The organism is Thermogemmatispora tikiterensis (genome assembly GCF_003268475.1).
Lineage (GTDB): Bacteria > Chloroflexota > Ktedonobacteria > Ktedonobacterales > Ktedonobacteraceae > Thermogemmatispora > Thermogemmatispora tikiterensis.
Map to the genome: position 1 here is coordinate 4250268 of NZ_MCIF01000002.1, position 12795 is coordinate 4263062.

Here is a 12795-nt window from a genome sequence, read left to right on the forward strand (position 1 = left end):
GGATCGCTTGCCCTATCGGGGCGCTTGCCCTAAAGGGGGGCGTTCTCAGTCCGGAGGGCGCTGCCCTCTCGCTCCTTTCCTGCCAGGTCTTGCCGAAACCGAATTTGCATCTCAGCAGCCCTTATCGTGTGGGAGCGACACCCGCCGGAGCACTCGGTAACTCTTTTACCATAAGTGATCAACTCTTTGCCGCAACTTCAAGGGTTTCTTTCTTGTAAGCCCACATGGTAACCAATGAGCGGGAACGCAGTGCTTGCTCGCGCTATCCAGCGCACTCAAGAGACGTGGATGGACTCGCCTCTACTGCAGGGTGTGATCTGCCATGGCTGGCACTACGGCCAGTGGCGGCAGGGGGAGACTGCGAGGCGCATTGCTGCGCGAAACTCGCGAACCAGACCCTGTACAGAGGAGGTTTTCCGTGCTATGATTCACGTTTGTCAATAGAAGAGCATCGTTTCATGCTATCATTGCTTTTCGGTGCTGTACCTGCCGATGGTCTGGTTAGCGGGAGACAGCATAAGGGGAGGATGGCCTTGGGCTTGGAACAATGAGGCTGTGACAGAGAGTAAAGGGAAGCATAGGAATGGAACACTGCACTGTTTGTGGGTCCCAGCTGGTGACTGGGACCCTGATCTGCCCCCAGTGTGGGCAGGCGCGCATCGGTAGCGGGCCTGCGGCTGTCACTGGAAGCACCGTCCCGAGTCCGGTTGCCCCGGGGAGTGCCAGCCAGTCCAGCAGGCCCGTCCCCAGCCATGACACCGCCACCGCCTCCCTCTGGCTGGTCTTATGGACATCCAGCTTCGACGATGTTCTCCGGTCCCAACCGGGCTTTTCCTCCTCCCTTTTCTGCCAGGGGGCCGGAGCGTCCTGGGCGCCGATCGGGGCTACTGGTGGTCGCGCTCATTAGCGGCCTGGTGCTGATTCTGGTAGTGGCGCCTGTCGTCTGCCTTGCCGCCTTTCTCTACCTGGGAGCGACCTCGGCGGTCCTCTTTAAGCAGCCGACTATCAGGGTCGAGAGCCGCTACTCTGTTGGCAGTACGCCAGCTGCCTCCAGTGGAACCCAGCTCTACGTCTCTGGTCAGTATTTTGCCCTCTCCGCAACGGTCGAGTTTGCCCTCGATGGGCAGGTAATGACTGGTCAAGGCTTTCGGGGCAAGAGCGATAGCCAGGGAGAGCTGGCCCTCTATCTGGATGTAAATAACCTCTGGCCGCTAGGTACTCACCGACTCGCCGCCATTGATACGAGCACAAACAAGAAGACCGAAGCTGTCACAATTGACATTGTCCAGCAGGGTCAGGCCCATACTCCGGGGCCGCACGGCGCGCCTCCAGACAATGCCTCCTTTCAGCTCAATGCTCTGATCCGGGGCAAGGATAGCGACGGTCAGATGATCTCGTACAGCTTGCGGCTCGCTGTGACGGGGCAACCTGATCCGGCTGGTGGCACCGTCTGTACCAGTGATGATGACCAGCTCGCTCATACCTATGATGGTAGCGTTCAAGGGGTGCCCTACCATCAGCGCTGGGTTGCACGGTGCTCCGGCACCTACCGGCAAGGGCACATTCGTTACACGCGCCTGATGCTAGAGGATAGCTATGTTTTCACCAAGGACAATACGACAATTACCTGCAGGGCGCCGTCCTCGTTTGAGGCGATGATGCTGGTGGGAGACTTTACCTCTAGTCAGCTTGCCAGTGGAAACTACCACGCCCCCTATATGTCGCTGCAGTGTGATCATGGGGCCACGGACTATCTGCCCTCAGCCCCAGGTACCTGGACGGGAGTGCTTGCCTCCTGAAGAGCAGCCTGGGGCGGGTCGTAGCTCTCGTTTGCAGCGATGCTGTCCTGCCCCTGCGCTGGCTGCTCAACGAGCGGCTGGCGTAGGCTGGCTGAGGTCCTCGGCCCTGGCGCCCTGGCTGGCCTCCTCTCTCCGTAACTACCCCATTGTGCCATCTGAGAGCGGCAAACCTGCAATTTGCCTGTCCCTTGAGTAGACTACCGTGTAAGCGGGAAGACAGGGACTGCTGTCCCCGCGCGTCGTGACAGCATCCAGCCTGGTGAGCCTCTCTCATCAGCTACACTGCATTGTAGTCATCATTCTGGTCTGGTGGTTGAGTGAGGGGCCAGCCGGCGATTCATCAGTGTTCAGCAGTTCAGCTGCTCTGAATGGAGGTTTGCGCGATGACGATCACGCACAAGGGCCAGAGCACCGCCATTTCTCTGGATCAGCTTCTGGCCGATTGGGAGGAGCAGGGTATTCGCACTGTACTCTTTGAGCTGCCCGACATGCATGGCGTGGCCCGCTCCAAGCTGATCCCTCTGAATAAGGTGCGTGGCTATGCTGAGAAGGGCCTGAATATGTATGGCGGCACCGTTGCCCTCGATAGTCGCTCGTTTGTCGTACCCGGCACCCGGTACAATGAGGAGAAGAATTACGCTGACCAGATGCTCATTCCTGACCTATCGACGGCTGCCGTGGTGCCCTGGCTGAGCGGTACGGCGCGCCTGATCTGCGATGCCTACTGGCAGGATGGTACTCCGCTCCACGCGGCGCCACGCCATGTGCTGCGTCGTGTCCTGGCCGAGTTGGACAAGCTCGGCTACGAGGCGGTCATTGGTCTGGAATATGAGTTTTATCTGCTTGATCCGATGACCATGACCCCGGTCTTCAATGGCCTGCATATCTTCAATACGTCGCGCAACCTGGCGGTGCCGGTGACGGAGCGCATCGTCGAGCTGATGCCGCAGATCGGCATCGATATCATCACGGCTAACTGTGAGTACGGCCCTGGCCAGTTCGAGATCAACTATGGGGCCCATTCTGCCTTGCACGCCGCCGATCTGGGCTTCACCTTCAAGAATGGGGTCAAGATGATCGCGCGCCAGCTCGGCTATCATGCGACTTTCATGACCAAGCCCTTCAGCGATCAGTCGGCCAGTGGTGCCCATACGCATGTCAGCCTGGTCTCGAAGGCAACAGGCCAGAATGCCTTTCTCGATGCCGATGATCCGCATGGGCTGTCGCCTACGGCCTACTATTTTACGCAGGGGATGCTGAAGCATGCCAATGCGGCGATGGCCCTGATGGCGCCAACTCCTAACTGCTACCATCGTTTCGTGCCGCACCATTTTGCGCCCTCTAACATCAGTTGGGGACCCGAGGATCGCTCGGCGATGATTCGGGCGAAGAATAGCCGTGATGAGCGCACGCATCTGGAGAATCGTCTGCCTACTGCTTTGAGCAATCCCTATCTATCGATTGCTGCGGTGATTGCGGCGGGTGTGCTGGGCCTGCGCGACCAGGAGCTGCCGCCAGCGGCGGTCTCGGGTCTGGCCGAGGAGCATAGTGAGTTTCCGCCTTTGCCGACGACGCTCGATGAGGCCCTGGATGCGTTGGAGCGCGACGATGAGTTTCGCCAGTTGCTGGGCGATGAGTTTGTGGAGGTCTTTACGCGAGCCAAGCGCAGCGAGCTGGCGCGCTTCAAGGCCCATGTGACCGATTGGGAGCGCGAGGAGTATCTGGAGATCTATTAGTCATACACGCTTCCTTCTGAACTCTCTGGCCGGTACGGTGCATGGACCGCCACCTGGTGGTCCATGCACCGCTGTTGTTTTGCGTCCGTGCAAGGGAGATCGGTGGGGCTGTTGGCCTGGATCGTTAGGGGGCTGGGAAGTTCTGGGCAGGCCAGCGTGTTTCCTATAGTAGACTATCTGGCGAATGGGACGAGCTAGCAGAGGAGATTGCGGGCCTGATGCTGCTGGTCGGATCAGATGCTTATTGGGTTAAGATGATGCCGGAGCTTGCGCGCGTTGGCTGGCCCTTTGCTCTTCTCTGTGGGACGCAAGGCGTGAGATGAGAGCCAGCTGAGGTAGTGAGCCGGAGGCAGGAGTAAGGAAGGGAGCAAGTCTAATGCAATTGCAAGGTATTCATCATGTGACAGCAGTGACGGGTAACGCTTCGCTGAATGTGGCCTTTTATACGCAGGTGCTGGGGATGCGCCTGGTCAAGAAGACGGTCAACCAGGATGATGTTTCGGCCTATCATCTCTTCTATGGCGATGAGCTGGGCCATCCCGGCACCGAGCTAACGTTTTTCGACTGGCCGGAGCTGGAGCGTCATCGCCACGGAGCGGGCACCATTTCGACGATCATGCTGGGAGTCAGTGGTGAGGAGGCGCTGCGCTGGTGGCAGGAGCGTTTTGCACGCTTGCGTGTGGAGCATGATGAGCTGCGGCGCCGTGGTCCAGACGGGGTGCTTAGCCTGCCGTTCCGCGATCCCGAGGGCCAGCGCCTGGAGCTGGTCGACGACGGTGGGCGGCTGCAGGGCGTAGCCTGGCGCCGCAGTCCTGTGCCTGCTGAGTACGCGATTCGGGGCTTCTATGGGGTACAGCTGACCTTGCGCGCGTTGGCCCCATCGGCGCGTTTCCTGACCGAGGTGCTGGGCTTCCGTCAGGTGGGGAGCTATCAGCAGGGCAATGGCTACGAGGTGGCGGCCTTTGAGGTTGGTCCAGGTGGCCCTGGCGCCCAGGTGCATGTAGAGATCCAGCCAGATGCGCCCTTCCATCGTTTCGTCGGCATTGGGGGCGTCCACCATGTGGCCTTCCGCGTGCCCACGGACGAGGAGCATCGGGCCTGGCGCGAGCGCGTGGCGGCGGTCAATCGCACAGTGACGCCGATCATCGACCGCTTCTACTTCCATTCGATCTACTTCCGCGAGCCTGGCGGGGTGCTCTTCGAGCTGGCGACAGATCTGCCGGGCTTCGCGGTCGACGAGGACCCGGAGCATCTGGGCGAGCGCCTCTCGCTGCCGCCGTTTTTGGAGCCGTACCGGGCGCGGATCGAGGCCGGTCTGAAGCCGATCGAGCCGCTGGATCTGCTGGCAGGAGTCTAAGGGGAGAGCGAAGCGCGCCACGGGCTAGCTGGAAGCCAGGCGAGGCGGCAATGAGTCGACGGTAAAACGGTTCATTGCCGTCCGCTCGGCTATCGTGTATGCTTAGCTCAACAGCAAGAGAGACCCGCTGTGCCTGTAAGTCCAGGTTTGTCCATCTGCAGCCTGGGAAAGGAGCGTACACCGTGGCTCGCAACCTCTACCGCAGTTATCTGTATGTGATCCTGCTTCTCCTGCTCGCTCTCGCCATCTATGCACTCGCCGGCCTGCTTGATCCGCTCTGGCGCCTGACCCCGCTGCGACCCGGCTATGAGGCGGTCCCTGGTCGTGCTGAGGTGGTACAGACGCTGGTTTTTGCTGTGACGGTGCTTCTCTTCGTCGTCGCCCTGGGAGGTCTGCATTACTGGTTGCTGCGTCGTGATCTGAGTCAAGACCCGGCGGCTGGCAGTGGAGCTGTGCACGCTTTTTTTCTCAATTTGAGCGAGCTGGTGCTGGCTCCGATCGCGATCTTCTCGTTAGGTCAGGTGCTCACCCAGTTCCAAAGTGGCTATGCGGCCACTGGCCTGGCGACGCTTGCTGGACTGCTGGTTCTGGAGTGGGAGCGGCGGCGTCTGCCAGTCGGCCCCGGGCTGGCGCGCTTTTTTCAGCGTCTTCATGTCTACGGCGTTCAGCTCATCCTTCTCTTCCCGCTGGTGAGCGCCTGTAACTATGTTCTCTCGCTGGCGCTTGATTCCTACCTGCTCGGCGGCGGGCACGTTGCGCCATCCGCTGTCGTGAATGGTCATGCCGATCTGAGAGGTCCATTAGCGACGGCGCTCTGGCTCGTGCTGGCCTGGTTTGTCTATGGCTATTTCAATCGTCATGACCCTGGCTCGTGGTTGCGACGCCTGTTCTATGGTGGGGTGCTGGCCTATGGTCTGTTCTTAACTCTCGATGAGTGTGCTGCTCTTCTGGATCTACTCCTGCGCTTCCTGGCGGGGGAGAAGATCCAGGCAACGGCTCTGCTGTCGCCGCCTGGGACCTTGCTTTTGTCGCTGCCTTCCGGTATGGTGCTGGTCGGCTTGCTGGTGGCTGGCTTCGCCTGGCTCTGGCTGCAGAGTGAGGTGAAGCAGCTGTCCGATCCGCCGCGGGCGCGGGTTGTGCTACGCTACAGTCTGCTGGCTGGGGCGGCGGCCTTGCTGGCGCTGTTGTTCTGGACTGGGAGCGGGCGTTTGTTGCTGGCTCTTCTTTTCACGCTGTTCCCAACAGGACCCTTGCCCCAGCTTGGCGACTGGATCGATGGGGTGGCGCCGCTCCTGCTTGGTCTGGGCACGCTGCCGCTGAATCTGCTCCTGATGCGGCGCTATCGAGAGGAGCCGGAGCGTGCTCTGCTACCGTGCCAGGGCTTTATTCTGGCTGCGCTGATCGGTGGGGTGCTGGCGACAACTGTCGGTGGGGCGGTCCTTCTTTTCTCGCTGGGTACTCTAGCGCTTGGCTCCCCTGTAGAGAACTGGCCACGGCTGACGCAGGAGAGTGTGGTAGGGTTGCTGGTCGGACTGATCGTGCTGGCCTTCTATCTCTGGCAGGCGCGGCGCAGTGGAGTGCTTGCGAACCTGAGTTCCTCTTTACCAGCGCCAGGGCCGTCCGCCAGGTCTGGAGCAGGACCAGAGGCGACGCCATCGACGACCGCTGCGACCGCTGCTGAAGCCGTTGGAGAGGGAACGCCGGCGCTGGAGGACATTCTGCGGCGCGTGCAGGATCGCCAGATTTCGCTTGAGGAGGCTGCCTCTCAGATTCGGGCCTTGTTTGGCCAGAGGGCCTGAGCAGAGCTGAGGCCCTCTGAACCTCCTTGTCATCCCTTCCCCCAGATCGTCGCTCAAAAGCTTGCCAAAAGCAAAATTGTGTAGCGAAAACTACGGGATTCAATCCATTGAAAAGAGCTGAACTGAATGCTACACTCCCTGGTAGGAAATGTTCTTTGCCCTCTTGATAGACAAAGGAGGCAAGAGATGAGCGGTGTGCGCTGGTGGCGGCGCTATGGGGATTATCCGCCGGGGAAACACAACTTGCCGCATATGGGGGCGGTGCTGAGCGAGTATCGGCAGCGGCGCGGTTACAGTCGAGCAGAAGTAGCGCGGGCATTGGAAGTGAAGCAGCAGACAGTGAGCTACTGGGAGGCGACGATGTATTTAGCAGATCCGGAGCGGCGCATCTTGCTGGCGAGATTGTTGCAGATCCCGCCGGCGTTGTTGGGGCTGGCCTGGGAGCAGGTGGTGTTTGTGGGCAAGGAGGGAGAGCCAGGCGCTAGCTATGAGCGGCTGGCCGAGGTGGTCAGCCTGGAGAGCTACTATCAGTACGAAGATCTGCTAGTGTTGGTGAGTCGGCTACTGTATGCCGGTCAGATTCGCGTGCTGGCGGAGAGAATGCCACGCTGGCTGGGGAAGCTGCGGCAGAAAGTGAAGGAAGCGCCGGCCAGCGAGCGCGATGCCTGGCTCTGGCTGCTGGGGCATTATCTGTTGCGGGCCAGCTCCGTCGCCAGGCACTCGCAAGGGGATCACCAGCGCAACGTAGCCTTGAGTCTGGCCAGCGAATTACTCCGGCTAGGTCAGGAGCAGGATGAGCCGACGCTCATTGGCCTGGCCTTTTATCGTCTGATGGACCTCTATCGACAAATGGGGGCCACTGGACAGACCAGAGATGCGGCGCAGGGGGGACTGAGTTGGGTGAAGCGGGTTGGGCCGGCGCTGGGGGGCAATCTGTACCTGCGGGCGGCGACGGTGCTGGCGCAGGTAGGAGAGGGGGACGAGCGGCAGTGGAGAGGCTGGCAGGAGGAGGCGCTCAGGCTGGTGGAGCGAGTGGAAGGAGGAGAAGAGGACAGCTCGCTATTGAAGTTGAACCGGGCGGCGGTACATCATGAGGGGGCGAAGCTGTTGCTGATGCAGGCGCAGCGGCAGGGGGAGCGCAAGAGGCTGAGTGAGGCGTATCGGGAGCTGCTGCAGGCGCGCTCGGCGTTGGGAAGTGATGTGGGCGCCTGGAGGATGTACCTGGATGTGACGGAGGCGAAGCTGTTTCTGGCGCAGGGGGATGTAGAGCAGAGTGCCTGGCTGGGGGTGAAGGCGTGGGAGGCGGCGCAAGAGATGGGGTCGGTGAAGGTGGAGCCGGAGCTGAGAGCGCTGTACGCGAGCCTGAGCGGGAAGGCGGCGACCAATGCCAGCGTACAGCGGCTCGGCCTCACCCTCGGTGTTGTCTAGAGGCAGCATAGATGCAGCGTGCGGGGTTCCTGCCAGACAAAGGAGGCATGAGATGAGCGATGTGCGCTGGTGGCGGCGCTATGGGGATTATCCGCCGGGGAGACATAACTTGCCGCATATGGGGGCGGTGCTGAGCGAGTATCGGCAGCGGCGCGGTTACAGTCGAGCAGAAGTAGCGCAAGCATTGGAAGTGAAGCAGCAGACAGTGAGCTACTGGGAGGCGACGATGTATTTGGCAGATCCGGAGCGGCGCATCTTGCTGGCGAGATTGTTGCAGATCCCGCCGGCGTTGTTGGGGCTGGCCTGGGAGCAGGTGGTGTTTGTGAGCAGGGAGGGAGAGCCAGGCGCTAGCTATGAGCGGCTGGCCGAGGTGGTCAGCCTCGAAGGCTATTATCACTTCGAAGATCTATTTGTGCTCGCGAACCAGCTGCAATATGCAGGCCAGCTGCGTTGGCTGGCGGAGAGAATGCCACGCTGGCTGGGGAAGCTGCGGCAGAAAGTGAAAGAAGCGCCAGCCAGCGAGCGCGATGCCTGGCTCTGGCTGCAGGGTCTGTATCTCCATATGACCGCCTGGCTAGCCAGCCATCAGCCAGAAGCTGCTCAGACACGCTCGGCGCTGAACCTGACGCTGGAGCTCCTTGGATTGGCGCGCGAGCTGGATGATCCGACATTGACTGGCCTGGCCTTCTTCCACCTGGCTCACCGTCATCTGGAAGTGGGGGATCGTACGTCTGCCGGTGCTGCGGCCTGGGAGGGGTTGCGCTGGGTGAAGCGGGTCGGGCCGGCGTTGGGGGGGCAATCTATACCTGCGGGCGGCGACGGTGCTGGCGCAGGTAGGAGAGGGGGACGAGCGGCAGTGGAGAGGCTGGCAGGAGGAGGCGCACCGGCTGGTGGAGCGAGTGGAAGGAGGAGAAGAGGACAGCTCGCTATTGAAGCTGAACCGGGCGGCGGTGCATCATGAGGGGGCGAAGCTGTTGCTGACGCAGGCGCAGCGGCAGGGGGAGCGCAAGAGGCTGAGTGAGGCGTATCGGGAGCTGCTGCAGGCGCGCTCGGCGTTGGGGAGTGACGTAGGCTTATGGCAGATGTACCTGGATGTGACGGAGGCGAAGCTGTTTCTGGCGCAAGGGGATGTAGAGCAGAGTGCCTGGCTGGGGGTGAAGGCGTGGGGGGCGGCGCAAGAGATGGGGTCGGTGAAGGTGGAGCCGGAGCTGAGAGCGTTGTACGCGAGCCTGAGCAGGAAGGCGGTGACCAATGCCAGCGTGCAGCGGCTCGGCCTCGAACTGGGTATCTGCTAGAGGTGCAATCAGCAGGAGCAGGCTCGACTGCGGCCCATACGCTTCAGAGAACACACAGATGGAAAGCCTGCCTCATCGCCGGGAAAAGCGCGCTCAAACCAAGCGCGCAGCAAAAGAGGACGGCTCGCTCTCACGAACCGTCCTCCTTTGTTGAGCTGTCTATCTGGCTATAGCCGTCTAGCTAGAGCCGACGGCTCTGCGCAAGATCTCTAATGGCCCAATGCCGTCAGCACGCCCTGTGCCGAAGCGAAGAGCATCGACGCCGCTGGCAAAGCCCAATTCAGCACCACCTGCGCCACCACGATCAGCACCAGCAAAGCCGCCGTTGCCAGCACAATCGACGAACTCAAGCCCAGCGGCGTCGACAGGCGGTCCTCCTTGGGCGGCGCATCGAAGTACATCGCCTTCACAATGCGCCCATAGTAGACCAGCGACACCACACTATTCAGCAAAGCAATGATCACCAGCCACTGCAGCCAGGGCTGATTCATCTCCACCCCCTGGCTCCAGGCCGCGCTGAAGAGAAAGACCTTGCTCCAGAAACCGGCCACCGGCGGAATCCCCGCCAGCGACAACAGGCAGAGCGCCGTACCCAGACTCACCAGCGGCTCGCGACGAGCCAGGCCGCGGAAGTCCTCGATTCGCTCCCCACCCGTCGCATTGGCCAGGGCGATGATCCCCGCGAAGGCCCCCAGATTCGTCAGCACATAGACCAGGATAAAGAAGAGCACAGCCGCATTGCCCTCCGGGCGACCCGTTGCCAGGCTTGCGCAGAAGCCCACCAGCAGATAACCCGCCTGAGCAATGCTCGAATAGGCCATCATACGCTTCACATTCGCCTGCACAGCCGCCACCACATTGCCCAGCGTCATCGTCAAGATGGCCATAATCGCCACCACCACCACCAGCTGAGGCAGATCGCGCAGATTCAGCCCACCGTAGAAGAAAATGCGCAGCAAGCCGGCGAAGCCCGCCGCCTTCGAACCGACCGAGAAGAAAGCTGTCGCCGGCGTCGGCGCCCCCTCATAGATATCGGGCGCCCACATATGGAAGGGCACCGCCGAAATCTTAAAGCCGAAGCCAGCCAGGATCAGAATATCGGCCACGATCACCAACAGATTCCCATCCTGCAGGCCCTTAGCGAACGTCCCGGCAATACTCAACAGATCCGTCGTTCCCGTCAGCCCATAGAGCAGCGCCAGCCCATAGAGCAAGATCGCCGACGACATCGCCCCCAGCAGCACATACTTCACCGCCGCCTCAGCCGAACGCTGATCGGTGCGCAGCAGCCCGGCCATCACATACAGCGGGAAGCTTGTCAGCTCCAGCGAGATATACAGAGAAATCAGCTCACCGGTGCTGGCCATCAACATCATGCCGGTCGTCGAAAAGAGCAGCAGCGTATAGAACTCGCCCGCGCCCCGCACGTACTTCGAAACGTACGAGTACGAAGACAGGATCATCACCGCTGCAATCAACAGGAAGACCACCTTGAAGAACAAGGCGTAGTTATCGACCACCAGCATATTAAAGAAAGCATGGCGGGCCGAACCGGTATTTGTCAGAATAAGAGAGATCGTAAAGAAAGCCGGCACCAGCAGGCCCACCAGCGCCACCGTTGCCGTCACTGCGCGGCGCTTCACAAACAGATCGACCGCTATCACCACCAAGGCCAGCAGCGTCAGGCTCAGCTCCGGCGAGAGCAAGTAGAGATCAGCAACCTTAAAACCCGTAGCCATAGCGCGTGCCTCCTACCTAGCGACCCAGCGCTGTTGTAGCCACCGGCAGCAGATGATGCAGCGCCGGCACGATCACATCCAGCAAGAACCCCGGGTAGACCCCGACCAGCACAATGAAGGCCGCCAGCGTCACCAGAGGGATCGCCTCGCGCCACGAAGCATCGGGCAGCCAATTCCAGCGCAGATTGAAGGGGCCGAACAAGACCCGCTTCAGCATCCACAGCAGATAAGCTGCCGTCAGAATCATCGTAAAGACCGCGATTGCCGTCGGCACGGGCCAGATGCGGTAGCTACTCGTAAAGACCATGTACTCTGCCACAAAGCCCGCCAGCCCTGGCAGACCGAGCGACGCCAGACCAGCGAACGTAAAGAGCGTTGCCCACAGCGGCATCCGCTTTGCCACCCCGCCGAAGATCTCAATCTCGCGTGTATGGGCCCGATCGTAGATCACACCCACGCAGAAGAAGAGCAGGCTTGTGATCAGCCCGTGGCTGATCATCTGCACCGTCGCCCCCATCAAAGCCGCCGTTCCGAAGCGGGCCACATCGGGATTACTCGTGTGGATCGCCATCGCCGCCGCCGCCACACCCAGCAGAATCACCCCCATATGGCTCACACTGGAGTAAGCCACCAGACGCTTCATATCCTTCTGCACCAGGCAGATCGCCGCGCCGTACAGAATATTGATCACCGCCAGCACCACCAGCAGCGGAGCGAACTGCTGCAAGCCATCCGGGAAGAGGCCCAGGCAAATGCGGATCAGCCCATAGGCGCCCATCTTCAGCAGCACGCCCGCCAGAATCACGCTCACCTCAGTGGGGGCATCTGTATGCGCATCTGGCAGCCAGGTATGCAGGGGGAACATCGGGATCTTGACGGCGAAGGCCACAAAGACCAGCAAGAAGGCCAGCAACTGGGACCCCATCGTCACCCCGAGCAGAGGAAGCGTCACCCCTGTGCTGGCTGGCAGCAGATGCTGCATCAAGACCGGCAGACTGGCCGTATTCTGGCCGGCCTGGAAATAGACCAGCAAGATTCCAGCCAGCATAAAGATACTGCCGAAGAAGGTATACAGCAGGAACTTCCAGGCCGAATAAATGCGGCCCGGCATCCCATGCTTCTCCGTCTCGCTACCCCAGATCCCGATCAGCAAGAACATCGGCGCCAGCTCCACCTCCCAGAACAGGAAGAAGAGCAGCAGATCCAGGGCCATAAAGACCCCCATTACTCCCGCCTCCAGCAGCAGCAAGAGGGCCATATACTCCTTCACCCGCGGCTTCTCCCAGCCACCGATCACCGCCAGCACCGTCAGCAAAGCATTCAAGATCACCAGTGGCAGGCTCAGGCCATCCACGCCCAGATAGTAATCGATACGGAACGCCACCGACCCGAGCTGGAACTGAATCCAGGGGAGCTGAACCACATCGATCGAAGCCGGATCGGCCTTCGGGTCCGTCACCGAGCCGAAATGGTAGCCGGTAGCCACAGCGATCCGCAGAAAGATCCAGAGCGAGAGGACCAGCGTCGCCGCACTAAAAGCCAGCGCCAGCCAGCGCGAGAGGCGGACCGGCGCCACCATTGCCAGCACTCCACCGAGCGTCGGCAGCAAGAGGATCCAGGTGAGATCGTAGGCAAAGATCAC

At 60.9% G+C, this 12795-nt stretch carries 9 protein-coding genes; 7 read left to right on the top strand and 2 right to left on the bottom strand.

Annotated elements, in window-relative coordinates; all coding sequences use genetic code 11:
• Nucleotides 1-752 precede the first annotated feature (752 nt).
• The 7 genes from A4R35_RS16950 to A4R35_RS16980 all read left to right on the top strand — a co-directional run bounded on the left by A4R35_RS16950 (nucleotide 753) and on the right by A4R35_RS16980 (nucleotide 9414).
• Nucleotides 753-1799 (top strand): hypothetical protein, encoded by a 1047-nt coding sequence (locus A4R35_RS16950; protein ID WP_112431408.1) that lies wholly within the window; start codon nucleotides 753-755, stop codon nucleotides 1797-1799.
• Between the two features lie 383 nt (nucleotides 1800-2182).
• Nucleotides 2183-3535 carry a glutamine synthetase family protein gene (locus A4R35_RS16955; RefSeq protein ID WP_189361951.1) on the top strand — a complete coding sequence of 451 codons (1353 nt, stop codon included), beginning with the start codon at nucleotides 2183-2185 and terminating at the stop codon, nucleotides 3533-3535.
• 376 nt (nucleotides 3536-3911) lie between these two features.
• Nucleotides 3912-4892: a ring-cleaving dioxygenase gene (locus tag A4R35_RS16960; protein ID WP_112431412.1), complete on the top strand. Its 981-nt coding sequence runs from the start codon at nucleotides 3912-3914 to the stop codon at nucleotides 4890-4892.
• A gap of 182 nt (nucleotides 4893-5074) precedes the next feature.
• The gene (locus A4R35_RS16965) at nucleotides 5075-6691 is read left to right on the top strand and encodes a hypothetical protein (RefSeq protein WP_112431415.1); all 1617 of its coding nucleotides are present in this window, start codon (nucleotides 5075-5077) and stop codon (nucleotides 6689-6691) included.
• A 186-nt stretch (nucleotides 6692-6877) separates the two neighbouring features.
• Nucleotides 6878-8119, top strand: a complete 1242-nt coding sequence (locus A4R35_RS25025; protein WP_189361953.1) for a helix-turn-helix transcriptional regulator — start codon at nucleotides 6878-6880, stop codon at nucleotides 8117-8119.
• 52 nt (nucleotides 8120-8171) lie between these two features.
• A complete protein-coding gene (locus A4R35_RS16975; protein ID WP_189361955.1) occupies nucleotides 8172-9080 on the top strand; it encodes a helix-turn-helix transcriptional regulator in 909 nt (302 codons plus the stop codon).
• Entirely contained in the window at nucleotides 9049-9414 is a 366-nt protein-coding gene (locus tag A4R35_RS16980; RefSeq protein ID WP_112431421.1) for a hypothetical protein, read from the top strand. The genes A4R35_RS16975 and A4R35_RS16980 overlap by 32 nt, the downstream gene beginning before the upstream one ends.
• Nucleotides 9415-9623: 209 nt before the next feature.
• Here the strand turns inward: A4R35_RS16980 and A4R35_RS16985 are convergent, their stop codons facing one another.
• Both A4R35_RS16985 and A4R35_RS16990 read right to left on the bottom strand, forming a co-directional pair.
• Nucleotides 9624-11153 (bottom strand): NADH-quinone oxidoreductase subunit N, encoded by a 1530-nt coding sequence (locus tag A4R35_RS16985; protein ID WP_112431423.1) that lies wholly within the window; start codon nucleotides 11151-11153, stop codon nucleotides 9624-9626.
• Between the two features lie 16 nt (nucleotides 11154-11169).
• Nucleotides 11170-12795 carry a complex I subunit 4 family protein gene (locus tag A4R35_RS16990; RefSeq protein ID WP_112431425.1) on the bottom strand — a complete coding sequence of 542 codons (1626 nt, stop codon included), beginning with the start codon at nucleotides 12793-12795 and terminating at the stop codon, nucleotides 11170-11172.

What these genes read in the sequence shown, in the direction of transcription:
- A4R35_RS16950 (WP_112431408.1), top strand. Translation starts at nt 753, where the DNA reads ATGACACCGCCACCGCCTCCCTCTGGCTGGTCTTATGGACATCCAGCT.
- A4R35_RS16955 (WP_189361951.1), top strand. Translation starts at nt 2,183, where the DNA reads ATGACGATCACGCACAAGGGCCAGAGCACCGCCATTTCTCTGGATCAG.
- A4R35_RS16960 (WP_112431412.1), top strand. Translation starts at nt 3,912, where the DNA reads ATGCAATTGCAAGGTATTCATCATGTGACAGCAGTGACGGGTAACGCT.
- A4R35_RS25025 (WP_189361953.1), top strand. Translation starts at nt 6,878, where the DNA reads ATGAGCGGTGTGCGCTGGTGGCGGCGCTATGGGGATTATCCGCCGGGG.
- A4R35_RS16975 (WP_189361955.1), top strand. Translation starts at nt 8,172, where the DNA reads ATGAGCGATGTGCGCTGGTGGCGGCGCTATGGGGATTATCCGCCGGGG.
- A4R35_RS16985 (WP_112431423.1), bottom strand. Translation starts at nt 11,153, where the DNA reads ATGGCTACGGGTTTTAAGGTTGCTGATCTCTACTTGCTCTCGCCGGAG.